Genomic DNA, 26,887 nt, shown 5'->3' with positions numbered 1-26,887 from the left:
CATGAGCGAGTTCAAGCGTACCGATCGGGTTGCTGACCAGCTGCAGCAGGAGCTGGCGGTACTCATCCAGCGCGAGGTCAAGGACCCGCGCCTGGGGATGGTCACCGTCAGCGGGGTCACGGTCAGCCGCGACCTCGGCTACGCCGACGTCTATATCACGCTGCTCGGCGATAACGACGCCGAGCGGGTCAAGGAGAACCTCAAGGTGCTCAAGCGCGCCGCGGGGTTCCTGCGCAGCCAGATCGCACGTCGTATCAAGCTGCGCCACGTGCCGGAGTTGCGCTTTCACTACGATGAGAGCGTGGTGCGCGGCCAGCGACTGTCGTCGCTGATCGACGAGGCGGTCGCCAGCGACCGCTCGCGGGATGGCGACGATGACGAGGGCCAGCGCTGATGGCGCGACGCCGTCGCGGCCTGCCGGTGGATGGGGTGCTGCTGTTCGACAAGCCCCAGGGCGCCTCGAGCAACCAGATCCTGCAGCGCGTCCGGCGCCTGTTTCAGGCCCAGAAGGCCGGCCATACCGGTACCCTGGACCCGATGGCCACCGGCCTGCTGCCGATCTGCTTCGGCGAGGCCACCAAGTTCTCCTCGCATCTGCTCGATGCCGACAAGGTCTACCGTACCCGGGTCAAGCTCGGCGAGGTGACCGACAGCGGCGACGCTGAGGGTGAGGTGGTCGAGCGCTGTGCGGTACCTGTGCTCACGGCCGACGACATCGAGCGGGTGCTCGAGGGCTTTCGCGGCGAGATCGAGCAGACGCCGCCTATGTATTCGGCGCTCAAGCATCAGGGCCGCAAGCTCTACGAACTGGCCCGTGAGGGCAAGACGGTGGCGCGTGCAGTGCGCCGCGTGACGGTGTATGATGCGCGCCTCCTGGCGCACGATGCCGAGGGCTTCGAGCTCGAGGTGCGGGTCAGCAAGGGTACCTATATTCGTACCCTGGCCGAGGACATCGGCCGCACGCTGGGCTGCGGAGCGCATATCACCGCGCTGCGGCGGCTCAAGACCGGCCCGTTCAGCGGCGACGCGATGCTCGACCTGGCGGCACTGGAAGCGCTGCAGGACCAGGCTGCCCGCGAGGCGCAGCTGATGCCGGTGGACGTGCTGGTGGAGCACCTGCCGGCGCTGGACGTCGACGCCGAACAGGCCGGGCGTCTGCTGCACGGCCAGCCGATCCACCGCGAGCGGCTGGCACTCGAGGCCGGCAGCCTGACAAGACTCTACCGTGACGAGACCTTTCTGGGCCTCGGCACGGTCAAGACGGCGGGGGAAATCGCCCCCCGGCGTCTGTTGAATACCGCGGCTGCCGTCATCAGCGACGGCCGCGCGTAAGCAACCCGCCAGGCGTTGCCCGAGGCAGCGCCAGGCAGGCGTGGAGACTGCAAATATGCGTGGTCTTCGACATTCATCACTTAGGCATATTGCTTACTGGAGAGACAGATGGCACTGACCGCTGAAAAGAAGGCCGAGATCGTCAACGAGTTCGGCCGTGGCGACAACGACACCGGTTCCCCTGAGGTTCAGGTGGCCCTGCTGAGCGCCAACATCGATGGCCTGCAGGATCACTTCAAGACCAACAAGCAGGATCACCACTCACGTCGTGGCCTGATCCGCATGGTCAACCAGCGCCGCAAGCTGCTTGACTACCTGAAGCGCAAGGATTTCGAGCGCTATCAGTCGCTGATTCAGCGCCTGGGCCTGCGTCGCTAAGCGAACGCACCGCCAAGCGTTACAGAAACGGGCAGCCTTCGGGCTGCCCGTTTCGCGTATGTGGGGCCGCCCTGCCGTCGAGCGGCGGGAGCGCGACGTTTCCGGTGCGGAAATGTCGCTAACCGGTGGCTCCGGCGCGCGTCAACCACTAAAATGGTCGGCGAGTCAAAACGACCTAAACGACACAGACAAGTTGAAGGATGCTACCGTGAATCCGGTAAAGAAAACATTTCAGTACGGGCGCAGCACCGTCACTCTCGAGACGGGCCGCGTTGCTCGCCAGGCCACGGGCGCCGTACAGGTCACCATGGACGATACCGTGGTGCTGTGCACCGTAGTGGCCAAGAAAGACGCCAACCCTGCACAGCCCTTTTTCCCGCTGGGCGTGTTCTATCAGGAAAAGACCTACGCCGTAGGCAAGATTCCGGGGGGCTTTTTCAAACGCGAAGGCCGCCCCACCGAAAAAGAAACCCTCACCTCGCGGCTGATCGACCGGCCGATTCGCCCGCTGTTCCCCAAAGGGTTCATGAACGAAGTGCAGGTGGTGTGTACCGTGCTGTCCACCGATCGTAACCACGATCCGGACATTGCCGCGATGCTCGGCACCTCGGCGGCGCTGTGCATTTCCGGCGTGCCGTTCAACGGCCCGATTGCCGCTGCACGAGTAGGCTTCGACGACGACAAGGGCTATTTCCTCAATCCCACCGTGGAAGAGCTCGCCGCCTCCGAGCTGGACATGGTCGTCGCGGGCACCGACAAGGCCGTGCTGATGGTCGAGTCGGAAGCCAAGGAGCTGCTCGAGGACGAGATGCTCGGCGCGGTGCTGTTTGCCCACCAGGAGATGCAGGTGGCGATCGGCGCCATCAACGAGCTGGTGGCGGAAGCCGGCAAGCCCAAGTGGGACTGGCAGCCGCCGGCCGAGAACACCGCCCTCAAGGACGCCGTCAAGGCCGGCTTCGAGGCCAAGATCGGCGACGCTTACCGCATTACCGACAAGATGCAGCGTCAGGATGCCCTGTCTGCGGCCAAGGCCGAGGCGGTCGAACAGCTGGCCGGTGACGAGGAGGGCAAGTTCGACGCCGACGAGGTCAAGGGTGCCTTTGCCAGCCTCGAGAAGAAAGTCGTGCGTGCCCGCGTGACCAGCGGTGAGCCGCGCATCGACGGCCGCGATAGCAAGACCGTGCGGCCGCTGAACATCGAAGTCGGCAACCTGCCCAAGACCCACGGCTCGGCGCTGTTCACCCGCGGCGAGACCCAGGCGATCGTCATCGCCACCCTGGGCACCCTGCGCGACGCACAGCTGATCGAGTCGCTGGAAGGCGAGCGTAAGGACCGCTTCCTGCTGCACTACAACTTCCCTCCCTACTGCGTGGGCGAGACCGGCTTCATGGGCGGTCCCAAGCGTCGCGAGATCGGTCACGGCCGTCTGGCGCGGCGCGGCGTTCAGGCCATGCTGCCCAACGAGGACGACTTCCCCTACACCATCCGCGTGGTCTCCGAGATCACCGAGTCCAACGGCTCGAGCTCGATGGCCTCGGTGTGCGGCACCTCGCTGGCGCTGATGGATGCCGGCGTGCCGCTCAAGGCACCGGTGGCGGGGATCGCCATGGGCCTGGTCAAGGACGACGACAAGTTTGCCGTGCTCACCGATATCCTTGGTGACGAAGATCACCTTGGCGATATGGACTTCAAGGTGGCCGGCTCCGCCGAGGGTGTCACCGCCCTGCAGATGGATATCAAGATCGAGGGCATCAACGAGGAGATCATGGAGCAGGCGCTGCAGCAGGCCCATGAGGCGCGCCTCAGCATCCTTGAGCAGATGAACGCGGTAATCGGCCAGAGCCGTAGCGAAGTCTCCGAGAACGCCCCGTCGATGGCCACCATCAAGATCGATCCGGACAAGATCCGCGACGTGATCGGCAAGGGCGGCGCCACCATCCGCAAGATCTGCGACGACACCGGCGCCTCCATCGACCTCGACGACGATGGCACCGTACGCATCTACGCCGAGGACAAGAAGGCCGCCAAGGCAGCCATCGACATCGTGCTGGGGATCACCGCCGAGGCCGAAATCGGCAAGCTGTACATGGGCAAGGTGGTGCGCATCGCCGACTTCGGCGCCTTCGTCAACATCATGCCGGGTACCGACGGCCTGGTGCACATCTCGCAGATCGTCCCGGAGCGAGTCAACGACGTGCGCGACTTCCTCAACGAGGGCGACGACGTGATCGTCAAGGTGCTCGACATCGACAACCGCAACCGCGTCAAGCTGTCGATCAAGGAGATCACCGAGGAAGAGAAGGCAGCCTTCCAGGCCGAGGCGGCCGCTATCGAAGTCTGAGGCGCAAGCGCCAAGGATCGAGATGAAACCAAAACCGCCCCCGCAGCTCAGCTGCGGGGGCGGTTTTTTTAGACTTGATGCAACTAAAGGGAGCGCTGATTCATGTCGCGAGCGATGCGAGGCTGATCGCTGCCGGCGCGCAGGAACCGGAATGTAGCCTGCTACATGAGGATTCCGAGCACCGCCAGCGGTCAGGATATCGAGCGCAGCAATAAATCAGTGTTTCCTCAGCGCTCGATGGCCAGCGCCACCCCTTGCCCGCCGCCGATACACAGCGTGGCCAGGCCCTTCTTGGCATCGCGGGCGATCATCTCGTGGACCAGGGTGACCAGGATGCGGCAGCCGGAGGCGCCGATGGGGTGGCCAATGGCGATGGCGCCGCCGTTGACGTTGACCTTGGCGGCATCCCAGCCGAGCTCCTTGTTGACCGATAGCGCCTGGGCGGCGAAGGCCTCGTTGGCCTCGACCAGGTCGAGGTCATCCAGCGACCAGCCGGCCTTCTCCAGGCAGCGGCGGGTGGCCGGTGCCGGGCCGATGCCCATGATGCTGGGGTCTACGCCGGCATTGCTGTAGGCCTTGATCCGCGCCAGCGGTTCGAGGCCGAGCTGCTTGGCCTTGTCGGCGGAGCACAGCATCACCATGGCGGCACCGTCGTTGATCGACGAGGCATTACCGGCGGTGATGGTGCCATCCTTCTTGAACGCCGGGCGCATGGCGCCGAGTTTCTCGGCGGTGGTGCCGCCGCGCGGCCCTTCGTCGGTGTCGAAGACGATCGGGTCGCCCTTGCGCTGGGGGATCTCCACCGGCACGATCTGGCCCTTGAACTTGCCGGCATCGATGGCGGCGGCGGCCTTCTGCTGGGAAGCCGCGGCGAATTCGTCCATCTGCTCGCGGGTGATGCCGTACTTCTCGGCCAGGTTCTCGGCGGTGATCCCCATGTGGTAGTCGTTGAAGGCATCCCACAGGCCGTCGTGGACCATCGAGTCGATGGCTTTCCAGTCGCCCATGCGCTGGCCGTTGCGCGAGTTGGGCAGCAGGTGCGGCGAGGCCGACATGTTCTCCTGGCCGCCGGCGATGATCAGCTCGGCGTCGCCGCAGCGGATCGCCTGGGTGGCGAGATGCAAGGTCTTGAGGCCGGAACCGCATACCTTGTTGATGGTCATGGCGGGGACCGCGTCGGGAAGGCCAGCCTTGATGGCGGCCTGGCGGGCCGGGTTCTGGCCGGTGCCGGCGGTCAATACCTGCCCCAGCAGGACTTCATCGACCTGGTCGCCGGCGACACCGGTCTGGGCGAGGATGTCCTTGATTACCAGGGCACCGAGGTCGCTGGCGGAAATGCCGGCCAGCGCACCGCCAAAGGTGCCGACGGCGGTGCGGCGTGCTGCGACGATCACCACGTCTTGCATGTGAGACTCCTTGGAATTGTGAGCGTTTACCCTCTCAGCATAGGGGAGTCTTGTGCGCTGCGACAATCACCAAAAAGGGCATACCGGTAATTCGGCATGCCCTTATTAGGTGCACATTGCCCCTCAGCCCCGGGTGGCGGGGCTGCTGCGGCTAGTCGCGAAGCCTCAAGGTCAGGTTGTCGATCAGTCGTGCCGGGCCTAGCTGGGCGGCTGCGAGGATCACCGCCTCGCGGCTATCGGGCCCCAGCGGGCTCAGGTCGGGGGCGCGCACTTCGAGGTAGTCCGGGGTGAAGCCGCGGTCGGCGAGGCGCAGCAGGGCGCTATCGATGGCCGCTGCACGGGGCTCGCCGGCCAGCAGCGCATCGCGCAGTTCGCACAGGGTGCGGTAGAGGCCCGGCGCCTGGGCGCGCTGCTCGGCGCTTAGATAGCCGTTGCGCGAGGAGAGCGCCAGGCCGTCGTCGGCGCGCACGATGGGGACTCCGACGATCTCGATCGGCAGGTGCAGGTCACTGACCAGGCGGCGAATCACCGCCAGCTGCTGATAGTCCTTCTCGCCGAAGCAGGCCACATCGGGCTGCACCAGGTTGAACAGGATGCTGACCACGGTGGCCACGCCGTCGAAGTGTCCCGGGCGCGAGCCGCCGCACAGCCCCTCGCTGACCTGGGGCACACGGATCCGGGTATGGGTCTCGAGGCCGCGGGGATAGAGCGTGGTGGTATCCGGGGTGAACAGCAGGTCGCAGCCGGCTCCGGCCAGCCCGGCCTGGTCGTCGGCCAGGGTGCGCGGGTAGGCGTCGAGGTCTTCTCCGGGCCCAAACTGCATGGGGTTGACGAAGATCGTCGCCACCACCAGTTCGGCGCGCTGTCGCGCCGCCTCGACCAGCGCCAGGTGGCCGGCGTGGAGATTGCCCATGGTCGGCACCAGGGCGATGCGACGGCCCTGGCGGCGCGGCGTGTCCAGTGCCGCACGCAGGGCGGCGATATCTGACAGGGTGTGCATCAGAAACTGTGCTCGTCGGCAGGAAAGCGGCGGGCCTTGACGTCCTCGTGGTAGCGACGGAAGGCGCCCTGGATATTGTCGGCCTCGGCCATGAAGTTCTTGACGAAGCGCGGCGTGCGGCCGTGGGTGACGCCAAGCACGTCATGCATCACCAGGATCTGGCCATCGACGTCGACGCCGGCGCCGATGCCGATCACCGGCACCTCGACCGCCTCGCGCACCGCGCGACCCAGGCTTGCCGGCACGCACTCGAGCAGGATCACCGAGGCGCCGGACGCGACCAGGGTGCGTGCGTCGTCGATGATCTGCTCGGCGCGCTCGCTGTCGCGGCCCTGTACCTTGTAGCCGCCGAGCTGGTAGACGGTCTGCGGGGTCAGACCGAGGTGGGCGCACACCGGCACGCCGCGGCGGGTCAGTTCGCGAATGCCGTCGGCCATCCACGCCTCGCCCTCGAGCTTGACCATCTCGGCGCCGGCGCGCATCAGCGCACCGGCGTCCTGCAGCAGCCGTTCGAGGCCGGTGTTGCTCATGAACGGCAAGTCGACCATCAACAGGCTGGCACCCTTGCCGCGCGCCGCGCAGCGGGTGTGATAGCAGATATCGTCGAGGGTCACCGGCAGAGTGCTGGCATGCCCCTGCAGCACCATGCCCAGCGAGTCGCCCACCAGCAGCACCTCGACGCCGGCCTCGGAGGCGGCGCGGGCGAAGGAGGCATCGTAGGCGGTCAGGCAGCTGAACGTTTCGCCGGCACGCTTGTAGGCCTGCAGCGTGCTCAAGGTGATCGTTTTCATGGTATCCGATCTCGTCATTATCGTGCTGGCGTGGTTCGGCTCGGGTGTTACGCCACCTGTTACCGCCGAGCCGGGCGTTCGTGCAAACAGGGGTGAAACAGTAACGTTAGTGCGGCAACTCTACCTGTGGGGTAACAGCGCACGCAAGCCATCGCCGGCGTGGTGGGCGGCCAGCGTGGCCACTTGGCGGCCGTCCGGCAGGCTCAGCGCGGGGGCGATATCGTTCAAGGGTAGCAGCACGAAGCCGCGGCTGGCCATGTGCGGGTGCGGCAGCGTGAGGCGCGGCGTGGCCAGGCAGACGTCGGCATAGAGCAGCAGGTCGAGATCGAGGGTGCGCGGCCCCCAGTGGCGCAGGCGCTGGCGTCGGTGGCGCTGCTCGAGTGCCTGTAGCTGGTCGAGCAGCGCCAGCGGCGAGAGGCAGGTCTCGACGGCGGCCACGGCGTTGATGAAGTCGGGTTGGTCCTGCGGGCCCACCGGGCGGCTGGCATAGCATGGCGACGCTGCCACTCGTCGGGTCAGCGGCAGGCGGCCGAGGGCGTCGAGGGCGCCCTGTACCTGCGCCAGGGGGTCGTCGAGGTTGCTGCCCAGGCCGATATAGGCAACCTGGTTATCAGCCATCGTTCTCGGAGGGCGACGAGGCGCGCCGCCGCCGTTTGCGAGGCTTGCGCTTGCGCGGCCCGGGCGTGCCGGCGGGGTCGGCATCGACCTTGCCCAGCAGGCGGCGCTGTTCGTGCTCGTCGGCGTCCTGGAAGGCGGTCCACCAGGCGCCGAGGCCGGGTTCGAGTTCGCCGGCCTCCTCGCGCAGCAGCAGGAAGTCATAGGCGGCGCGGAAGCGAGGATGCTCGCGGGTCTGGAAGGCGCGCTTGCCGCGGCGCTTGGGCAGCCGCTGCTGCAGGTCCCAGATATCGCGCATCGGCAGGCTGAAGCGCTTGGGGATCGAGATATGCTGTAGCTGACGCGATACCGCCTGCTGGGACGCTGCCTGCAGCGCCGGGATCGGCGGCATCCCGTCGTCGGCCAGGCGCGCCATGCGCTGGGTGACGCCGGGCCACAGCAGGGCGGCGAACAGGAATGCCGGGGTGACCGGGCGGCCCTCCTGAATGCGCGCATCGGTGTTGGCCAGGGCGCGCTCGATCAGCGCCTCGGCCCAGGGCAGCTCGGCGATGCTTTCGTCGGCCTCGGGGAACAGCATGGCGAACAGGCCGTACTCGCGGAGCAACCGGAAGGTCGCCAGCGCCTGGCCGGCCAGCATCAGCTTGAGGACTTCATCGAACAGCCGGGCGGGCGGGATCTGTAGCAGCAGCGGGGCCAGCTCGCGAATCGGTGCCTCGGTGGTCTCGGCGATGGCGAAGTCGAGCTTGGCGGCGAAGCGGATGGCGCGCAGCATGCGCACCGGGTCTTCGCGGTAGCGGGTCTCGGGGTCGCCGATCAGGCGCAGGGTGCGCGATTCGATATCGCGGATTCCGTTGGCCCAGTCATGAATCGAGAAGTCGGCGATATTGTAGTAGAGCGCATTGACGGTGAAGTCGCGGCGCAGCGCGTCCTCCTCGACGTCGCCCCAGACGTTGTCGCGCAGCAGCAGGCCATCTTCGGACTGCTGCGATAGGTGGGTGCCGTGGTCGTCGTTGGGGCGCCCGCGGAAGGTGGTGACCTCGATCACCTCGCGCCCGAATCGCACGTGGACGATACGAAAGCGCCGCCCGATGATGCGCGAGTTGCGGAACAGGTCGCGCAGCTGATCGGGGGTGGCGTCGGTGGCGACGTCGAAATCCTTGGGCGTCTGGCCGAGCAGCGAATCGCGTATGCAGCCGCCCACCAGATAGGCCTCGAAGCCAGCATTATGCAGGCGATACAACACCTTGAGCGCCGCTTCGCTGAATTGGCGGCGGGAGACCGGATGCTGGTCGCGGGGAATGATCTGGAGCCCGTGGCTGACAGCGGGGCCGTCCTGGCTTCCGAAAAGACTCTTCAAACGTTCACCGGGGCGTTGGAGAAAGCGGGTAAATCCTTTGAACATGCAGCGATATCGACTCGCTATGGGCGAAAACTCCAGTGTAGCCGACCACCGACACCTTGGAAACCATCGCGTGTCGTCGAAGCTGGTGCCAGCCGTGTCGTTTACCCTTGTTGCACACGCAGAAGGGGGAGACCGTAAGGCCTCCCCCGAAGCATGCGTTCAGCGGTCCGTGCTGATAATTTTTCTTCGTGATGGCGCATCGCCTTGAATACGCACCACAGTCAGCCAAGGGATCAGCAGGCAAGCAACGCTTCTTGTTGTTGTCGATCTTCCTGGTGGCGACCGTCTCGTATTCAAAACAATAATCCAACCACGACGGTAGCAAGCTACCTTCCTTCGGCGTTTTGTTGTTGTTGCCGAAGGTGCACCTGTGAGCCGCTTGTTCTTGTTGTTGCGTCTGCGCGGTGCGTCGCGTCCTGGTTCATCTTCCGGACTCTCGACCCTGTTGTCATTGTTGTGGTCGAGTCGCGGCGACGGTGTGTTGTTGTTATTGGGCTCGTAGAGCCTACCGAATGCTCGCGTGTCGTAGCTCGACGCAGGCTTGTTGTTGTTGTTACGTGGCAGGAGACAGCGTCCGGATGTTGTTTTTCTTGCCCTAAGATATAGCAGTGACCGTGCCACGATGCGTAATCATCTTTATTTACAGTGGGTTAGTCTACGTCGCATAAGCTTGCGGCGATGTGGGGGGCCGCTGTGTTACCCCCGGGGAGCCATGCTGGGGCAATTCCTGTGTGGGATGGTAACAACTGGTGCACGGACGCTGGCTGCCGAGCCAAAAACGCCTTCGCTGAGCAGGGCGAAGGCGCTTAGACCATGGTCGGGTTGTGCCGGCCGGTTAGCCGGCGGCGCGACTGCGGGCGCTCTTCTTGCGCGGAATACCGAGCCGCTGGCGACGCTCCCAGAGGCATTTGCGGCTGATGCCGAGCTTCTGGGCGAGCTCGGTCTCGCTCATCTGGTCCTGGTGCTCGAGCACGAAGTGCTGGAAGTAGTCCTCCAGCGACAGGTCTTCCTCGCTGGTGCCCTCGGCGGCCGCGCTGCCGGCGTGTGACGGCTGGCTGCTGGGCTGGGCCGGACGCGCCGCGGGGCTCGGGTGGAGGCCCAGGTCGTCGGGGTGTATCAGGTGGCCCTCGGCGAGGATCACGCCGCGCTCGAGGGCGTTCTCCAGCTCGCGGACGTTGCCTGGCCAGGGGTAGTCGCGAATCTCGCGACGTGCTGCCCGCGACAGCTTGAGCCCACACCGCCCGTGGCGCTTGCAGGCGCCGTCGAGCAGCACATCGGCGAGGGTCAGGATATCGTCGTCACGCTCGCGCAGCGGCGGCAGGTCGATCTGCATCACGTTGAGGCGGTAGTAGAGGTCGAGGCGGAACTCGCCGGTCTTCGACAGCGCGCGCAGATCGCGGTGCGTGGCGGCGATCAGGCGCACGTCGACATGGCGCGTTTCCACCGAGCCGATCTTGCGGATCTCGCCCTCCTGGAGTACCCGCAGCAGGCGCGCCTGGGCGTCGAGCGGCAGTTCGCCGATCTCATCGAGGAACAAGGTGCCGCTGTCGGCGGCTTCGACCAGGCCGGTACGCGCCGCGCTGGCGCCGGTGAAGGCGCCCTTCTCGTGGCCGAACAGCTCGGACTCGATCAGTGTCTCGGGGATCGCCGCACAGTTGACGCAGATCAGCGGCGCGCGGGCGCGCCGGCTCTGCTGGTGGATGGCCCTGGCCACCAGCTCCTTGCCGGTGCCCGACTCGCCCTGAATCAGTACCGTGACGTCTGCCGGGGCGGTCTTGCGAATACGTGTATACACCACCTGCATGGCGGCACAGTTGCCGATCATGGTCTGGGTGGAGGCTTGGCTGGCACTCGCCGCCGGCGGGGCGCTTTGGCTGGCACTCGACTCGAGTGCCTTGGCCACGGTCTCGAGCAGCTCATCGTGGTCGAAGGGCTTGGCGATATAGTCCAGGGCGCCCTGCTTGAGGGCGTCTACCGCCGAGCGCATGCTGGCGTAGCTGGTCATGATCAGCACCGGCACCGGGGCGGCGGCGTCGATCAGCGCGGTCCCCGGTTCGCCGGGCAGGCGCAGGTCGCTGATCACCAGGTCGAAGCGCTGCGGGTCGAGAGCCAGGGCGTCGTCCACCGAGCCGGCCTCGCTGACTTGGTAGTCGTGACGTTCGAGCAGGCGCTTCAAGGCGCTGCGAATGATGCTCTCGTCTTCAACGATCAGAATCCGGCTCATTGCCGTCCTCTCTGGTGATGGGCAGCCACAGGCGAATGCGGGTGCCGGCGTCGCGCCCGGGGGGCGGCGAGTCGATATGAATCTGGCCGTGATGCTCGGCGATGATGCTGTAGACCAGCGGCAGGCCGAGGCCGGTTCCTTCACCGGGCGCCTTGGTGGTGGTGAAGGGCTCGAACAGGTGGTCGCGGATCTCGGCAGCGATGCCCGGCCCCTGGTCGCTGACCGTCAGGCTGACGCCGTCGCCGTCGCGGTAGGCATCGATGGTCACTTCGCCTCCCGCAGGGCTGGCATCACGGGCATTATTGAGCAAGTTGACCAGCACCTGTACCAGCCGTTGGGCGTCGCCGTCGACCGTCAGCGCCGGCGGGCACAGGTTACGATACCCCACATCCTCGCCCGAGCGTGCGAGATGGATCAAGTGCAGCGCCTCGTCGCCGATCTCGGCCAGCACCACCGGCTGGAACACGGTGCCCTGGACGTGACGTCCGCCGTGGGCGAAGCCGACCAGCGAGGAGACGATGCGCGAGACGCGGTCGGTGAGCTGCTGGATCTGCACCGCGGTCTCCAGCACCTCGGGGTCGTCGGTGTCGTAGCGCAGGTTCTGGGCCAGTGACGAGATGCCGGTGATGGGATTGCCGATCTCGTGGGCGACACCCGCCGACAGCTGGCCGATCGAGGCCAGCCGCGCGGCGTGAACCAGCTCATCCTCCAGCCACTTCATCTCGCTGTGGTCCTCGACCAGGATCACGCTGCCGCCGCGTTCGGCGTCGCCGGGCTGCAGCACCGCCTTGTGCAGGGTCAGGTAGCGGGTGCCCTGGGTCAAGCTGACCTGCTGCTTGTAGAGATGACTGTGCTGCTGCTCGAGGATGCGTCCGAGCAGCTCCCCCCAGGGGGACGGCAGGCTGTCGCGACGCGCGCCGATGACGCTGGCGCCACTGATGCCGGAGAGTTCGGCCAGGGCGTCGTTCCACATCAGCAGCTCACCGTCGTCGCCGAAGGCGCACAGGCCGATGGGTAGCTGGGTCAGGGTGCGGCGGTGGTAGCGGCGCAGGCCGTCGAGCTCGCGGGCCAGGCCGGTGAGGCGCGAACGGTAGGCCTCGAGGCGGCTTTCGACGAAGTGGATGTCGTCGGTCTCGGCCTGGCCGTTGCGCTGGTAGGGCAGGAAACGGTCAACGATGTCCTGGGCCACCGAGGGGCCCATCAGCCCCGACAGGTTGGCCTGGATGCGGTCGCGCAGCCGTCTCAGGGCGTAGGGGCGGCCGTCGTCGGCACTCATGCGCAGCGCGCCGAGGGCGCGGGTGACTTCGCGTTCGGCGACCTCCTCGCCCAGCGCCTGGGCCAGCTGGTGCTGAAACTCGGCGCCGTTGGCGGCACTCAGCGGCAGGCGCTTGGGGCGGATCACCGCATCCACCGAGCAGGCCTCGGCGGCGGCGCGCTCACCTGCGGAGGTGCGGGTGAGCAGCGACACCAGGATGAAGGTGATGATGTTGGCGGCCAGGGCCAGCAGCGTCACCACGTACCAGGCCGGCTCGCCCTCCAGCGCTTCGAGCCCCGGCGGGATGATCACCAGCCCTGGCTGGGCGGTGAGCAGCGGCAGCCACAGCCCGGCGAGCCAGATCGACACCCCCACCAGCAGCCCCGAGACCATGCCCTTGCGATTGGCCCCCGGCCAGTAGAGCACCGCCAGCATGCCGGGCAGGCACTGGGCCATGCCGACGAAAGCGGTAATGCCCAGCGCGGTGAGGTCGTGATGCACGCCGACCGTGCGATACAGCAGCCAGCCACCGAAGATCACCGCGGCGATCAGCGCGCGGCGCAGCCAGCGTAGCCAGCGATAGAGGTCGGGTTGGTAGGTCGGCGGGTGGGCGACCAGCACGATATGGTTGAGGATCATCCCCGACAGCGCCAGCGCGATGATGATCATGGTGCCGCTGGCCGCGGCCAGGCCGGCGATGAAGGCCAGCGCGTCGACCCACCAGACGTCGGCCAGGCCGAACGCCAGGTAGGCGTTGCCGAGCAGCGCGGGGTCGGCGCCGACGCGCTGGGCGCCCCACAGGATCAGCGGCACCGGCAGCGCCATCAGCAGCAGGTAGAGCGGCAGGCTCCAGCCGGCCTGCAGCAGCGCGCGCCGCGACAGCGTCTCGGCGAAGGTCATGTGGAACATGTGCGGCATCAGGAAGGCCGCGGCAAAGAACAGCAGCAGCAGGGTGCGCCAGTGGGCCGGGTCGAGGGGCGGGATGGCGGCCTGCTGGGCCAGGCCCGGCCCGTCGAGCCAGGCCTGCAGGTCGGCGGGGCCGTCGAAGATGCCGAACAGTGCCACGCCGCCCAGCGCCAGCATGGCGGCGAGCTTGACCAGCGACTCCACGGCGATGGTCGCCAGCAGGGTGTCGTGACGGGCGTGGAGCCGGGTGTGGCGGGCGCCGAAGAGGATCGCGAAGAGTGCGATCAGCGCACAGAACCCCAGCGCCAGCAGCGCCGGTGTGGCGCTGCCGGTCATCAGGTGAATGGCGCTGCCCAGAGTCTGCACCTGCAGGGCGAGGAGCGGCAGCACCGCCAGCAGGCTGACCAGGGTGATCAAGCTGCCGACCCAGCGCGAGCGAAAGCGGAAGGCGAACAGGTCGGCCAGCGACGACAGCTGATGGGTGCGGGTCATGCGCTGGATCGGCAGCAGCAGCACCGGGGCGAGCAGGAAGGCGCCGGCCACGCCGAGGTAGTAGGCGAGGTAGCCGTAGCCGGCGGCGCTGGCCAGCTCGAGGCTGCCGTAGATCGCCCAGGCGCTGGCGTAGACCCCCAGCGCCAGGGTATACACCGCCGGATGGCGGGCGATACGCGATGGCACCCAGCCACGCTCTACCGCCAGCGCGCAGAGAAACAGCAGCGCCAGATAGCCGCTGCCGAGCAGCAGCACGGCGGGAACGCTGAGGCTAGCGCTCATCGAGCTTCCTCTTCTGCTCCAGCCACACGGTCAGGGCGATCAGCCCGGCCCAGATCAGGAACGGGCGATACCAGGCGGTGTCGGGGCTGGCCCAGCCGCTCATCAGCAGTGGCGACAGCAGGTAGCCGCCGAACACCAGGAACAGCATGATGCGGTAGACGTACATGGGCGTCCTCGAACGATACCGATGCGCCGATGGTATCAGCTCGTGTCGCGCCGGTGGCGTTCGGCGGCGAGCCTGCGTGGATCCCAGTCGTGCACCGCCTGGGTCAATTGCTCGGCCACCGGCGCCTCGCCCGCGGCCGGGTCCGGGGCCTGGTCGAGGGCCAGCAGTGCCCGGTGCAGCAGGCGGCGCAACGCGGCACCGTCGTCGTCGGGCAGCGCTGGCGCCAGGTTCTGCTTGGAGAGCTTCTGGCCGTTGGCGGCGACGATTAGCGGCAGGTGCAGATAGCGCGGTTCGGGGTAGCCCAAGGCGACCTGCAGCTGGCACTGCCAGGGGGTATTGTCGAGCAGGTCGAGGCCGCGCACCACGTCGCTGATGCCCTGTTCGGCATCGTCGACCACCACCGCCAGCTGATAGGCCCACAGCGCGTCCTTGCGCTTGAGCACCACGTCGCCGAGCTCGGCGGGGTCGAAGCGCTGGTCGCCGAACAGCCGGTCCTGCCATGCCACCGGGCGTAGCCCGAGGTCGCTGCGCAGCCGCCAGGCCTGGGGCTTGTGGGGCTCGCGCACGCCGTGGCGGCACCAGCCGGGGTAGATGGCATAGTCGCGCCACTGCTTGCGCGAACAGCTGCACGGGTAAGCGAGGCCCGCGCTGATCAGCCGCTCGAGGGCGGCCTGGTAGGCGGCGTTGCGCTGGCTCTGGTAGTGCACGGGGCCGTCCCAGTGCAGGCCGAAGGCCTCCAGCTGGCGCAGGATGGTGTCGGCGGCGCCGGGCGGGCAGCGCGGCGGGTCGATGTCCTCGATGCGCAGCAGCCACGCCCCGCCGGCGTGGCGGGCATCCAGGTAGCTGCCGAGTGCCGCTACCAGCGAGCCGAAGTGCAGCGGGCCCGAGGGCGTCGGCGCAAAGCGGCCGCGGTAGACGCTCATGGCGCTACCCCAACAGCGCAACGGGCACCGCTTGGGTGCCCGTTGCCGTGATGGGTATGTGCCGGTCGCATGACGTTAGCCGCCCAGCTGCTTTTCCTTGAGTTCCGCTAGCGTCTTGCAGTCGACGCATAGCGTGGCGGTGGGGCGCGCCTCGAGGCGGCGGATGCCGATCTCGACGCCGCAGGCTTCACAGAAGCCGTAGTCGTCCTCGTCGATCTTGTCGATGGTCTCGTTGATCTTCTTGAGCAGCTTGCGCTCGCGGTCGCGAGTGCGCAGCTCGAGGCTGAAGCCCTCTTCCTGAGTGGCGCGATCCGCCGGGTCGGCGTAGTTGTTGGCCTCTTCCTGCAGGTGGCGCACGGTGCGATCGACCTCTTCCATGAGCTCCTGCTTCCAGCCCAGCAGGATCTGTCGGAAGTGCTCGAGCTGCTTCTCGTTCATGTACTCTTCACCCGCCGCCGGCTCGTAGGGGGTGAATTTCTTGGGCGCTTCCGTTTTCTTGGCTGCTACTGGCATGGGGCTGCCTCGTTACTTGTGTGACTGCTGAACAATACCCTGACCCAAGCTGAGAGACACTTGTGCCAAAGGTTTGCTTGTTTAGCGAAAAAACGCCGCCTTTGCAACCACTGCCTGTGACGTCATGGCCCTCTTTTTATACTTTCCATGACGCTGCGCAAGGCGGGTGAGTCCGCTTACACTAGGGATTCGACCACACGAGTGGCGCCAAGGTGCCGGAACAAGGCGTGACACAGGAGGATGGCAATGCGGTGGAGTGGCCGGCTGGCGAGTGTTCAGCCTTTTCGCGTGATGGGCCTGCTCGAGGCGGCCCAGGCCCTGGAGGCGAGAGGGGCCGACGTGATTCACCTGGAGGTCGGCGAGCCCGACTTTGCCACCCCGGCACCGGTGATGGCCGCCGGCCAGCAGGCGCTTGCCGAGGGGCGCACGCGCTACACGCCGGCGGCCGGGTTGCCGGCGCTGCGCGAAGCGATCAGCGGCCACTATCGCGAGCACTTCGACGCGGAGGTCGACCCGGCGCGGATCATCGTGACGCCCGGCGCCTCCGGTGCGCTGCTGCTGGCCAGCCAGCTGCTGGTGGAGCACGGCGACCGGGTGCTGATGGCCGACCCCAACTATCCCTGCAATCGTCACTTCATGAGCATGGCCGGCGCCGAGTTGGACTGCGTCTCGGTGGGCGACGACAGCGGCTGGCAGCTCGACGCGGCGCTGGTCGAGCGTCACTGGCGCGACGATACACGGCTGGCGATGCTGGCCTCGCCCTCCAACCCCACCGGGCACATGCTGGATGCCGCCCAGCTCACGGCGGTGGCCCAGGCGGTGGCGTCACGCGGCGGTGAGCTGCTGGTCGACGAGATCTACCAGGGGCTCAGCTATGACCTGGAGCCACTCTCGGCCACCGCGCTGGCGCCCGAGGCATTCGTGGTCAACAGCTTCTCCAAGTACTTCGGCATGACCGGCTGGCGGCTGGGCTGGCTGGTGGCGCCCGAGGCCGCGGTGGAGCCGCTCACGCGGCTGGCGCAGAATGTCTTCCTGGCGGCCCCGACACCGTCCCAGTACGCCGCGTTGGCGGCCTTCACCCCCGAGTGCCGGGAGATTCTCGAGGCCCAGCGCCGCGAGCTCGGCCGGCGCCGCGACGCGCTGCTGGCGGGGCTGGCGCGGCTCGGTCTGGCGCCGTCGCTGGCGCCCCAGGGCGCCTTCTATGTGTGGCTCGATATCGCCCGCTACAGCCACGACAGCCAGGCGTTCTGCCGGCGGCTGCTGGCCGAGGAGGGCGTGGCGATCACCCCGGGCATCGATTTCGCCGTGCGCGGCGGCGAGCACCACGTGCGCATTGCCTTCACCACTGACGTGGCCAGGCTCGGGGAAGCGCTGCAGCGCCTCGAGCGCTTCCTGGCCCGCCAGGGGGCGTGATGGAGTATCCAGCACTGGTGCCCGGCACCCTGCTGCGGCGCTACAAGCGTTTTCTTGCCGATATCGAGCTCGACGACGGACGGGTGGTGGTCGCCCACTGCCCCAACACCGGCTCGATGCGCGCGGTCAACGTGCCTGGCTGCCGGGTGTGGCTGTCGCCCAGCGACAACCCCAAGCGCAAGCTGGCCTGGACCTGGGAGCTGATCGAGCTGCCCCAGGCGGACGATGGCCTGGCCACGGCCTCGGTGCAGACCGGGCGCGCCAACGCCATCGTCGAGGAGGCGCTGCGCGACGGTGTCATCGCGCCGCTGGCCGGTTTCGAGACGCTCAGGCGCGAGGCGACAGTAGCGGAGAGCCGCCTCGATTTCCGTCTCGACGCGGCTGACGGTGGTGCGACCTATGTCGAGGTCAAGCAGGTCACCCTCAAGGAGAGCGACGGCCACGGCTATTTTCCCGATGCGGTGAGCGAGCGCGGCCGCAAGCACCTCACGGCGCTGGCGCGCCTCGCCGCCGAGGGGCAGCGGGCGGTGTTGCTGTTCTGCGTGGCCCACGAGGGCATCGACGCGGTGGCGCCGGCGGCGCACCTCGACCCGGCCTATGCGGCGACGCTGCGCGAGGTCGCCGAGCGAGGCGTCGAGGTGCTGGCCTACCGCTGCGCGGTCGAGCGCGAGGCGGGCGTACCCCGCGCGATTCGGCTGGCGCAGCGCCTGCCGGTGAGGCTGGCGCGCACGCTCGTGGCGCCGGATCAGCGCTCGATATAGAAGCGCTGAATGAAGCTGACCCGCTGCGGCTCGCGGTTGCGGTCGTAGGTCACATCGAGGTCGAAGCGCATCGGTTCGTCGTCGTGGATGCGAAAGGTGGCGATCTGGGCGCGGGTATCGTCGGCACCGCGCACGTTGCGAAACGCCAGCGCCGATTGGCTGCCCGAGAGTGGCCCGGCGCTGCCGCTGACCGCGACATTGACCGGACGGGTGCTGCCGTCGTCCTGCTCTTCCACCACGCTGACGTTGAGCAGTGCATGGGCGGGGCTGCGCTGGATGGCGTATTCCTCGGCGATCTCGTCGCTGAGGAAGCTGGTATTAACGGCGCTGTAGTGGACCTGGTAGTCGCCGACTTGTTCGAACTGCTGGGCGCCGGCCAGCGGGCTCAGCAGCCACGCGGCCAGGCCAAGACCGGCGAGAATCGCGCTACGCATGCTCCTCCTCCTTCGATCACGGGGTACGGCGACTGACCCGAAAGATCGCCGTTTCGCCAAACAGGTTGGGCCACAGGCGCGTGGTCCAGTTGCCTTCGCCGCCACCGTTGCCCACGGCGCGGTCGGTGATGATCAGACCCTTGTCGCGGCACAGGCGTTCAAAGTCGTTGAAGGTCGACAGGTGGATATTGGGGGTGTCGTACCAGGCGTGGGGCAGCGTCTTGGAGACCGGCATGTAGCCCTTGAAGCCGAGGTAGGCGCGGTGGCGCCAGAACGCGAAGTTGGGAAAGGTGATGATGCACTCCCCGGCAACGCGCAGCATCTCGTCGAGCATCAGGTCGGGGCGGCGCAGCGCCTGCAGCGCCTGGGTCATGACCACCAGGTCGCAGGCATCGTCGTCGAAGTTGGCCAGGCCGTCGTCGAGGTTCTGCTCGATGACATTGACGCCCTTGGCGACGCAGGCGGTGATGCCGTCGGGATCGATCTCCAGGCCGTAACCGGTGACGTTCTTGTCGCGGGCCAGGGCGTCGAGCAGGGTGCCGTCGCCGCAGCCCAGGTCGAGAATACGAGCGCCCTCGGGCACCCAGCGGTGAATCAGCGCAAGGTCGGCGCGCATCACTTGCCCTCCAGATCGAGATCGCGTGCCACGCGGGCCATGAAGCCGCCAAAGACCGCCTGATAGCGCGGCTCGGGCAGCAGGAAGGCGTCGTGGCCATGGGGCGAGTCGATATTGGCATAGCTGACCCGCTTGCCGGCGCGAATCAGCGCGTCGACCAGCTCCCGCGAGCGCGACGGCGTGAAGCGCCAGTCGGTGGAGAAGCTGACCACCAGGAACGGGCAGCTGGCCGGCGCCAGGGCGCGGGCCAGGTCGCCGCCGTGGCTGGCAGCGGGGTCGAAGTAGTCGAGCACCTTGGTCATCAACAGGTAGGTGTTGGCGTCGAACGAGGTCGAGAAGGTGTCGCCCTGATAGCGCAGATAGGACTCGACCTGGAACTCCACGTCGAAGCCGAAGTTGAGGTCGTCGCTGCGCAGGTCGCGGCCGAACTTGCTGCCCATGGCGTCTTCCGACAGGTAGGTGATATGCCCCACCATGCGCGCCAGCTTGAGGCCGCGCTTGGGCAACGTGGCGTGCTCGGCGTACCAGCCGTCAAAGAAGTCGGGGTCGGAGCGAATCGCCTGGCGCGCGACCTCGTTGAAGGCGATGTTCTGTGCCGACAGCTTGGGCGTGGCGGCGATCACCACGGCGTTGGCGATACGCTCGGGGTAGGCCAGCGTCCACTGCAGCACCTGCATGCCGCCAAGGCTGCCGCCAACCACCGCGGCAAAGCGCTGGATGCCCAGCCGGTCGGCCAGGCGCGCCTGGCTGTGCACCCAGTCCTCGACGGTAATCATCGGGAAGTCAGGGCCCCACTGGCGGCCGGTGTCGGGGTTGGCGCTGGTCGGGCCGGTGCTGCCGTGGCAGCCGCCGAGGTTGTTGAGCGAGATGACGAAGAAGCGCTCGGTGTCGATCGACTTGCCGGGGCCGATGTGCGCATCCCACCAGCCGGGCTTGCGTTCGTCGCTGCTGTGGTAGCCGGCGGCATGATGATGGCCGGACAGCGCATGGCAGATCAGCACCGCGTTGCTGCGCGCGGCATTGAGGGTGCCATAGGTCTCGTAGACCAGCTCGTAGCCGGGCAGTGTGCGTCCGCAGGCCAGCTCGAGCGGATCGTCGAAGCGCGCGGTCTGCGGCGTCACCAGGCCGACCGAATCGGGGGCGAACTCGGACATCGGACGTGTCGACTCCTTGGCTGTCACAGGCCGACCAGGGCGCCGGGTATGCCAGCAGCACGGGTCAGCGCGCCGACCACGATGCCGTCGATCAGGCTGATGCCGATGAATACCACGATCGGCGACAGGTCGATCATGCCTAGCGGCGGAATCACCTTGCGTACCGGGGCCATGATCGGCTCGACCAGCTGCATGATCAGCAGGGCCCCGGGATGGCTGGCATTGGGAGCCACCCAGCTGAGGATGATCATGGCGATCAGCGCGAAGAAGTAGATCTTGAGGATGGCGTTGGCCAGTGCCGCAACGCTGGCGATGGCGATCCCGGCGATGGGCGGCATGCCGAACCCGGCGATCTGCAGGATCACCACGATGCTCACCGCCTTGATCAGCAGGGCCGACGCCAGGGTGGCCAGGTCGAAGGGGCCCACCGGGCTCAGTAGCCCTTGGAAGGGGCGCACCGCCGGCTGGGTGATCTTGACCACCGACTGGCTGATGGGGTTGTAGTAGTCGGCGCGGGATGCCTGCAGCAGAAAGCGCAGCATCATCAGGAACAGGTAGATATTGACCAGGGTATTGACCAGTAGCAGTCCTGCGCTTCCCAGTTGATTGCCCATGCGGGGCTCCTTGCAGTTGGGTGTTGGTTGTTGGCGGCGGTTGCCGGGTCAGTCTCGTGGCGGGCGCTGGCCGAAGATCGCGGTGCCCAGGCGTACCTGGGTCGCGCCTTCGGCCACGGCCGCTTCCAGGTCGTCGCTCATGCCCATCGACAGGGTGTCCAGCGGCGCCTCGGGGTGACGCGCCTGGAGATCCTCGAGGGCGAGGCGCAGCCGGGCGAAGGGCTGGCGCTGGCGCTGCGGGTCGTCGCTTGGCGCAGGAATCGCCATCAGGCCGCGCAGCCGCAGGCGCGGCAGCGCCATGACGGCCTCTGCCAGCGCCGGCAGTGCGTCGAGGCTGACGCCGGCCTTGCTCTCCTCGGCGCTGATATTGACCTGCAGGCAGACGTTGAGTGGCGCAAGATCCGCGGGGCGCTGCTCGCTGAGCCGACGGGCAATCTTCTCCCGCTCGATGCTGTGCACCCAGGCGAAGTGCTCGGCGACCTGGCGGGTCTTGTTGGATTGCAGCGGGCCAATGAAATGCCACACGATGTCATCGAGGTCGGCCAGTGCCTGCTGCTTGTCCAGCGCTTCCTGCAGGTAGTTCTCGCCGAAGGCGCGCTGGCCGCATGCGTGGGCCGCGCGGATCAGGTCCGCCGGCTTGGTCTTGCTTACCGCCAGCAGCTCGGCGGCGTGGGGGGGACGTCCCGCTGCGTCCAGGGCGCGCGCCAGGCGCTGGCGCGCGGCCTCGAGTGTCTCGTCAATCGCAACCTCTGTCATACTGATAACGACCTTACTGGGAGCGGGGAAAGTCCATGGATATTACCGAATTGCTGGCGTTTTCGGCAAAGCAGAACGCCTCCGACCTGCATCTATCGGCCGGGCTGCCGCCGATGATCCGGGTCGATGGCGACATTCGCCGCCTCAACGTGGCGGCCATGGACGACCGTGAGGTGCGCAAGCTGATCTACGACATCATGGGAGATCGCCAGCGCCGCGACTACGAGGAGTTCCTCGAGACCGACTTCTCCTTCGAGGTGCCGGGGGTGGCGCGCTTCCGTGTCAACGCCTTCAATCACGGTCGCGGCGCCGGCGCGGTATTCCGCACCATCCCCTCCGAGGTGCTGACCATGGAGGATCTTGGCCTGGGCGATGTGTTTCGTCGCCTGGCCCTGCTGCCGCGCGGCCTGGTGCTGGTCACCGGCCCCACCGGTTCGGGCAAGAGTACCACGCTTGCGGCACTCATCGACTTCATCAACGACACCCGCTACGACCATATTCTGACCATCGAGGACCCGGTGGAATTCGTCCACCGCAGCAAGCGCTGCCTGATCAACCAGCGCGAGGTGCATCGCGATACCCACGGCTTTGCCCCGGCGCTGCGCAGTGCCCTGCGCGAGGACCCGGACGTGATCCTGGTCGGCGAGATGCGCGACCTGGAGACCATCCGCCTGGCGCTGACCGCCGCCGAGACCGGCCACCTGGTGTTCGGCACCCTGCATACCACCTCGGCGGCCAAGACCATCGACCGTATCATCGATGTGTTCCCCGGCGACGAGAAGTCCATGGTGCGCTCGATGCTCTCCGAGTCGCTGCAGGGCGTGGTGTCGCAGACCCTGCTCAAGCGCCAGGGCGGGGGGCGTATCGCCGCCCACGAGATCCTGGTGGCCACCTCGGCGGTGCGCAACCTGATCCGTGAAGACAAGGTGGCGCAGATCTACTCGGCGATCCAGACCGGCGGCAACCTGGGTATGCAGACCCTCGACGCTTCGCTGGCGAAGCTGATCGGCGAGGGGTCGGTGACCCGCGAAGAGGCCCAGGCCAAGGCCAAGGGCACGCTGGGTGCCTGACTCGTCCCACAATAACGCCATGCGCAAGGGGGCATCATGACCGCCAATGAGTGGTTGCAGCAGCTGCTGCAGATTATCGTCGAGCAGCAGGCGTCCGACCTGCTGATTTCCGTCGGCGCGCCGCCGACCCTGAAGGTGGCCGGCAAGCTCACCGCGCTGGGCGAGCAGGGCTTGTCCCAGGCCCAGGTCGCTGAGCTGGTCAAGGCCGCCATGCCTGACAACCAGCGCCAGCGCTTCGCCGCCGAACAGGAGGCTAACTTCGCCCTCAGCCTACCGGGCCAGGGGCGCTTCCGCGTCAGCGCCTTCCAGCAGCGCAACCAGCCGGCCATGGTGCTGCGTCGCATCGCCTTTGATATCCCGCATCTCGAGGAGCTGGCGCTGCCTCCGGCACTGGGTGAGCTGGTCAATGCCAAGCGCGGCCTGGTGTTCGTGGTCGGCGGCACCGGTACCGGCAAGTCGACCACCCTGGCGTCGATGATTCAGCAGCGCAACGAGACGCTGGGTGGACATATCATCACCATCGAGGATCCGATCGAATACATCCACCCGCACAAGAAGGCGATCATCAACCAGCGCGAGGTGGGGATCGACACCGAGTCCTTCGAGGTGGCGCTGAAGAACACCCTGCGCCAGGCGCCGGACGTGATTCTGATCGGCGAGGTGCGCACCCGCGAGACCATGGAGCACGCGCTGACCTTTGCCGAGACCGGTCACCTGTGCCTGGCCACGCTGCATGCCAACAATGCCAATCAGGCGCTGGATCGCATCATCAACTTCTTTCCCGCCGAGCGACACGACCAGATCTGGCTCGACCTGTCGCTCAACCTGCAGGCCATCGTCGCCCAGCAGCTGCTGCCGACTCGCGACGGCGGCCGCCGTGCGGCGATCGAGATCATGCTGCGCTCGCCGCTGGTCAGCGATCTGATCCGCAAAGGCGACGTGGGGGAAATCAAGAACATCATGGCGCGGTCACGCGACCTGGGCATGCAGACCTTCGACCAGGCCCTCTATGACCTCTACCGCGAAGGCGTGATCAGCCAGGAGGCGGCGCTGGTGCATGCCGACTCGGCCAACGACCTGCGCTTGATGATCAAATTCGGCGATAGTGGCGGCATCGAGCAGCTCAAGGAGGATGCCGGCCATCTGAAGTTGCGCGACGAAGACGACTTCTAAGGTGAGTAGAGGCCGCCCAGTACCCGCGCCCCGGCGGCGCCGGTCACCGAGGGCAGGTTGCCGGGTCGCCCGGCGAGGCGCTGCCAGGCCAGCCAGGCGAAGGCCGCGGCCTCGAGCCAGTCGGCCGGCCAGCCCCAGTCGCTGCTGGGCATCAGGGCGGTATCGGGTAGGCGGCGAGCCAGGCGGCCGAGCAGGTCATGGTTGTGGGCACCACCGCCGCAGGGGATAAGCGCTGAAGCCGGCGGCGCGGCGCTGAGCTCCCGCGCCATCTCGATACCCAGCACCACGCTGGTGGCGGTCAATTCTGCCAGGGTCGCCTGCACGTCAACCGGGCGCTCCTTGCCGGTCAGGTGGCTTTCGAGCCATGCGAGATGGAACACCTCGCGTCCGGTGCTGCGCGGCGGCGGGCGATGGAAGAACGGCTCGCCCAGCAGACGCTCGAGCAACGCTTCATCGACGCTTCCCGCCGCCGCCCAGGCGCCGTCGGCATCGAAGCTCCCGCCGCGGTGGCGCTGGTGCCAGGCATCCAGCAGGGCGTTGGCGGGCCCGCTATCGAAGCCGATAACCTGGGCCTCGCTGTCCAGCGGCGGCAGCAGGGTCAGGTTGGCAAAGCCGCCCAGGTTGAGCACCAGCCGCCATTCGCTGGGGTGGCGAAACACCGCCTCGTGAAAGGCCGGGGCCAGCGGGGCGGCCTGGCCGCCGGCGGCCAGGTCGCGGCGGCGGAAGTCGGCGACTACCGCGCAGCCGGTAAGCTCGGCCAGCAGGCTCGGGTTGTCGAGCTGCAGCGTATAGGCCGGGCCGCCGGCATGGCCGTAGGGGGCGTGCTCGACGGTCTGGCCGTGGCTGCCGATGGCCTCGATATCGCCTGGCGTGAGGCCGGCGCTATCGAGCAAGCGTGACGCGGCGCTGGCCTGGTGATGGCAGAAGGCGTCCTCGAGATAGGCCAGCTCGGCAAAGCTTACCGAGTCGGCCTGGCACAGCCTGAGCAGCCGCTGGCGCAGCGGCGGTGGCAGCGGTTCGGCGTGGGTCTGCTCGAGGCTCAGCCGGCCGCTGTCGTCGACGTGCAGCAGCGCCGCATCGATGGCGTCGAGGCTGGTGCCCGACATCAATCCCAGAAAACGTGGCATGTACGGCTCCCTGAGCGCGGCTCGGTATGGGCGGTGGGGCGTCACCGATAGTGGATAAGACATGCTACCATTGCGCATCATTTTGTGAGCGGATTCACCGCCTTGACGGGAGTAGGAGACGATGATCGATGTCGCGAGCGCCCTGGCGCTATTGCAACGTGGCAGCCACGAGATTCTGCTGGAAGACGAGCTGAAGAAGAAGCTCGCCTCCGGTCGCACGCTGCGTATCAAGGCGGGGTTCGACCCAACCGCGCCGGACCTGCACCTGGGCCACAGCGTACTGCTGACCAAAATGCGCCAGTTCCAGGATCTCGGGCATGAGGTCATCTTCCTGATTGGCGATTTCACCGGGCGCATCGGTGACCCGACGGGCAAGAACGTCACGCGCAAGCCGCTCACCGAGGCCGAGGTCAAGGCCAACGCCGATACCTACCGTCAGCAGGTGTTCAAGATCCTCGATCCCGACAAGACCGAGGTGCGCTTCAACGCCGAGTGGTTCGGTGAACTGTCGGCGGCCAAGATGATCGAGCTGGCGGCCCAGAGCACCGTGGCGCGCATGCTCGAGCGCGATGACTTCGACAAGCGCTACAAGTCGGGGCAACCAATTTCGATCCACGAATTCCTCTACCCACTGGTACAGGGCTACGACTCGGTGGCGCTCGAGGCAGATATCGAGCTGGGCGGTACCGACCAGAAGTTCAACCTGCTGATGGGCCGTGAGATACAGAAGCACTTCGGCATGGAGCCCCAGGTGGTGATCACCATGCCGCTGCTCGAGGGCCTCGACGGCGTGCAGAAGATGTCCAAGTCGCTGGGCAATTATGTCGGCGTCGACGAGGCCCCGGGCTCGATGTTCAACAAGCTGGTCTCCATGCCGGACAGCCTGATGTGGCGCTACTTCGAGCTGCTTTCGCTGAAGAGTAATGAGGAGATCGAGGCGCTCAAGCGCGATGCCGAGCAGGGCGCTAACCCGCGCGATATCAAGATGATCCTGGCCCGGGAACTGATCGCCCGCTATCACGGTGAAGACGCGGCGGCCAATGCCCACAAGTCGGCGGGCAATCAGCTCGCCGAGGGTGAGCTGCCTGAGGACCTGCCCGAGGTCGAGGTTGATTTCGAAGGTAGCCCCCAGGCGCCGATCGCCGCGGTGCTCAATCGTTCGGGGCTCGCCAACAACAGCGCCCAGGCCAAGGACATGCTGGGCAACGGCCGGGTCAAGGTCGACGGCGAGGTGGTGGCCAAAGAGCATATGCTCGATACCGGCAAGGCCTACGTCATTCAGGCCGGCAAGAAGCGCTATGCCCGGGTGACCCTCGTCTGACGCTGGCATGAGTTCGTCTTGAAACGCCCGCCCCGTGCGGGCGTTGTCGTCTGCATGGCCCGCCTGGCGGGCCGCTGTTCGCGGGCAGCTATCCACAGGTGCTCGCGGCTTGCGGGGTGTGGATAAGTTTTTCTTCGCCGAGGGCTTGCGGGCCTCAAGGTAAAGCCGTAAAGTACGCATCCGCTGCTGCCGACGGGCATACGTTGGTAGCGGTAGAGAGAGGTGCAAGCAGTTGGTTTTGTTGGGTTTTTTCTTGTCGGGTAGAAAGAGAAAGCGATTGACAGGCCCGCCGGAGACGGTAGAATGCGCACCACTCGGCAGCGCGTCGCAAGACGCCTGGCAGGACGAGACGAGATCGGTTCTATCGATATGACGCTCCCCGCCACGGCTTGACATGCCACGCTGCTTCTGTAGAATACGCC

Annotated in this window: 25 protein-coding genes; 9 read left to right on the top strand and 16 right to left on the bottom strand. The window is 66.9% G+C overall.

Annotation, left to right across the window (positions count from 1 at the left end; translation table 11 throughout):
- The first annotated feature begins 1 nt into the window (after window position 1).
- The 4 genes from rbfA to pnp all read left to right on the top strand — a co-directional run bounded on the left by rbfA (window position 2) and on the right by pnp (window position 4,051).
- Window positions 2-394: a 30S ribosome-binding factor RbfA gene (gene rbfA, locus QC821_RS00125; protein WP_095620768.1), complete on the top strand. Its 393-nt coding sequence runs from the start codon at window positions 2-4 to the stop codon at window positions 392-394.
- Window positions 394-1,332 (top strand): tRNA pseudouridine(55) synthase TruB, encoded by a 939-nt coding sequence (gene truB, locus QC821_RS00120; RefSeq protein WP_309715293.1) that lies wholly within the window; start codon window positions 394-396, stop codon window positions 1,330-1,332. Before rbfA ends, truB begins: the two co-directional genes overlap by 1 nt.
- 108 nt (window positions 1,333-1,440) lie before the next feature.
- Window positions 1,441-1,710 (top strand): 30S ribosomal protein S15, encoded by a 270-nt coding sequence (gene rpsO / locus QC821_RS00115; protein ID WP_095620770.1) that lies wholly within the window; start codon window positions 1,441-1,443, stop codon window positions 1,708-1,710.
- A 208-nt stretch (window positions 1,711-1,918) separates the two neighbouring features.
- Window positions 1,919-4,051 (top strand): polyribonucleotide nucleotidyltransferase, encoded by a 2,133-nt coding sequence (pnp, locus tag QC821_RS00110; protein ID WP_309715287.1) that lies wholly within the window; start codon window positions 1,919-1,921, stop codon window positions 4,049-4,051.
- 227 nt (window positions 4,052-4,278) lie between these two features.
- On the opposite strand, the gene QC821_RS00105 is transcribed toward pnp, so the two are convergent.
- From QC821_RS00105 to dksA, 10 genes are all read right to left on the bottom strand, one after another.
- Window positions 4,279-5,457: an acetyl-CoA C-acetyltransferase gene (locus QC821_RS00105; protein WP_309715284.1), complete on the bottom strand. Its 1,179-nt coding sequence runs from the start codon at window positions 5,455-5,457 to the stop codon at window positions 4,279-4,281.
- 151 nt (window positions 5,458-5,608) lie between these two features.
- On the bottom strand, window positions 5,609-6,457 hold the full coding sequence (gene panC / locus QC821_RS00100) for a pantoate--beta-alanine ligase (protein ID WP_309715281.1): 849 nt from the start codon (window positions 6,455-6,457) through the stop codon (window positions 5,609-5,611).
- Window positions 6,457-7,248 (bottom strand): 3-methyl-2-oxobutanoate hydroxymethyltransferase, encoded by a 792-nt coding sequence (panB, locus tag QC821_RS00095; RefSeq protein ID WP_309715278.1) that lies wholly within the window; start codon window positions 7,246-7,248, stop codon window positions 6,457-6,459. Before panB ends, panC begins: the two co-directional genes overlap by 1 nt.
- Window positions 7,249-7,368: 120 nt before the next feature.
- The gene (gene folK / locus QC821_RS00090; protein WP_309715275.1) at window positions 7,369-7,866 is read right to left on the bottom strand and encodes a 2-amino-4-hydroxy-6-hydroxymethyldihydropteridine diphosphokinase; all 498 of its coding nucleotides are present in this window, start codon (window positions 7,864-7,866) and stop codon (window positions 7,369-7,371) included.
- Window positions 7,859-9,265 carry a polynucleotide adenylyltransferase PcnB gene (gene pcnB, locus QC821_RS00085; RefSeq protein ID WP_309715272.1) on the bottom strand — a complete coding sequence of 469 codons (1,407 nt, stop codon included), beginning with the start codon at window positions 9,263-9,265 and terminating at the stop codon, window positions 7,859-7,861. Before pcnB ends, folK begins: the two co-directional genes overlap by 8 nt.
- Before the next feature lie 835 nt (window positions 9,266-10,100).
- Entirely contained in the window at window positions 10,101-11,489 is a 1,389-nt protein-coding gene (locus QC821_RS00080) for a sigma-54-dependent transcriptional regulator (RefSeq protein WP_309715269.1), read from the bottom strand.
- Complete coding sequence (locus tag QC821_RS00075) at window positions 11,467-14,424, bottom strand: ATP-binding protein (protein WP_309715266.1); 2,958 nt, start codon at window positions 14,422-14,424, stop codon at window positions 11,467-11,469. The genes QC821_RS00080 and QC821_RS00075 overlap by 23 nt, the downstream gene beginning before the upstream one ends.
- Window positions 14,414-14,590 carry a hypothetical protein gene (locus tag QC821_RS00070; RefSeq protein ID WP_163501664.1) on the bottom strand — a complete coding sequence of 59 codons (177 nt, stop codon included), beginning with the start codon at window positions 14,588-14,590 and terminating at the stop codon, window positions 14,414-14,416. Before QC821_RS00070 ends, QC821_RS00075 begins: the two co-directional genes overlap by 11 nt.
- Window positions 14,591-14,625: 35 nt before the next feature.
- Complete coding sequence (gene gluQRS, locus QC821_RS00065; RefSeq protein ID WP_309715261.1) at window positions 14,626-15,513, bottom strand: tRNA glutamyl-Q(34) synthetase GluQRS; 888 nt, start codon at window positions 15,511-15,513, stop codon at window positions 14,626-14,628.
- A gap of 75 nt (window positions 15,514-15,588) precedes the next feature.
- Window positions 15,589-16,026, bottom strand: a complete 438-nt coding sequence (dksA, locus tag QC821_RS00060; protein ID WP_076746118.1) for an RNA polymerase-binding protein DksA — start codon at window positions 16,024-16,026, stop codon at window positions 15,589-15,591.
- 246 nt (window positions 16,027-16,272) lie between these two features.
- On the opposite strand from dksA, the gene QC821_RS00055 reads away from it, so the two are divergent.
- Window positions 16,273-17,439, top strand: coding sequence for an aminotransferase class I/II-fold pyridoxal phosphate-dependent enzyme (locus tag QC821_RS00055; protein WP_309715253.1), 1,167 nt, complete (start codon window positions 16,273-16,275; stop codon window positions 17,437-17,439).
- Window positions 17,439-18,200, top strand: a complete 762-nt coding sequence (gene sfsA, locus QC821_RS00050; protein WP_309715250.1) for a DNA/RNA nuclease SfsA — start codon at window positions 17,439-17,441, stop codon at window positions 18,198-18,200. The genes QC821_RS00055 and sfsA overlap by 1 nt, the downstream gene beginning before the upstream one ends.
- On the opposite strand, the gene QC821_RS00045 is transcribed toward sfsA, so the two are convergent.
- The 5 genes from QC821_RS00045 to QC821_RS00025 are packed head-to-tail and all read right to left on the bottom strand — an operon-like array spanning window position 18,185 to window position 21,774.
- Window positions 18,185-18,634, bottom strand: coding sequence for a DUF4426 domain-containing protein (locus QC821_RS00045; RefSeq protein WP_309715247.1), 450 nt, complete (start codon window positions 18,632-18,634; stop codon window positions 18,185-18,187). The two genes, sfsA and QC821_RS00045, sit on opposite strands and share 16 nt — an antisense overlap.
- Window positions 18,635-18,650: 16 nt before the next feature.
- Window positions 18,651-19,250: a methionine biosynthesis protein MetW gene (gene metW / locus QC821_RS00040; RefSeq protein WP_095620785.1), complete on the bottom strand. Its 600-nt coding sequence runs from the start codon at window positions 19,248-19,250 to the stop codon at window positions 18,651-18,653.
- The gene (gene metX, locus QC821_RS00035) at window positions 19,250-20,404 is read right to left on the bottom strand and encodes a homoserine O-succinyltransferase MetX (protein ID WP_309715241.1); all 1,155 of its coding nucleotides are present in this window, start codon (window positions 20,402-20,404) and stop codon (window positions 19,250-19,252) included. The genes metW and metX overlap by 1 nt, the downstream gene beginning before the upstream one ends.
- Window positions 20,405-20,427: 23 nt before the next feature.
- Entirely contained in the window at window positions 20,428-21,018 is a 591-nt protein-coding gene (locus QC821_RS00030; protein WP_309715238.1) for a YggT family protein, read from the bottom strand.
- Between the two features lie 48 nt (window positions 21,019-21,066).
- On the bottom strand, window positions 21,067-21,774 hold the full coding sequence (locus tag QC821_RS00025; protein WP_309715235.1) for a YggS family pyridoxal phosphate-dependent enzyme: 708 nt from the start codon (window positions 21,772-21,774) through the stop codon (window positions 21,067-21,069).
- 35 nt (window positions 21,775-21,809) lie between these two features.
- Between QC821_RS00025 and QC821_RS00020 the strand changes: the two genes are divergently transcribed.
- A complete protein-coding gene (locus QC821_RS00020) occupies window positions 21,810-22,844 on the top strand; it encodes a type IV pilus twitching motility protein PilT (RefSeq protein WP_309715232.1) in 1,035 nt (344 codons plus the stop codon).
- A gap of 36 nt (window positions 22,845-22,880) precedes the next feature.
- Window positions 22,881-24,017, top strand: coding sequence for a PilT/PilU family type 4a pilus ATPase (locus QC821_RS00015; protein WP_309715229.1), 1,137 nt, complete (start codon window positions 22,881-22,883; stop codon window positions 24,015-24,017).
- Here QC821_RS00015 and QC821_RS00010 read toward each other — a convergent pair.
- The gene (locus QC821_RS00010; RefSeq protein ID WP_309715226.1) at window positions 24,014-25,144 is read right to left on the bottom strand and encodes an anhydro-N-acetylmuramic acid kinase; all 1,131 of its coding nucleotides are present in this window, start codon (window positions 25,142-25,144) and stop codon (window positions 24,014-24,016) included. The two genes, QC821_RS00015 and QC821_RS00010, sit on opposite strands and share 4 nt — an antisense overlap.
- A 121-nt stretch (window positions 25,145-25,265) precedes the next feature.
- Here QC821_RS00010 and tyrS point away from each other — a divergent pair, with 121 nt between their 5' ends.
- On the top strand, window positions 25,266-26,465 hold the full coding sequence (tyrS, locus tag QC821_RS00005; protein ID WP_309715223.1) for a tyrosine--tRNA ligase: 1,200 nt from the start codon (window positions 25,266-25,268) through the stop codon (window positions 26,463-26,465).
- The last annotated feature ends 422 nt before the right edge of the window (window positions 26,466-26,887 follow it).

The sequence above is a fragment of the Franzmannia qiaohouensis genome, from assembly GCF_031451695.1.
GTDB classification, from domain to species: domain Bacteria; phylum Pseudomonadota; class Gammaproteobacteria; order Pseudomonadales; family Halomonadaceae; genus Franzmannia; species Franzmannia qiaohouensis.
The sequence above is the reverse complement of the archived record's forward strand: the minus strand, read 5'-3'. Positions and strand labels throughout refer to the sequence as shown.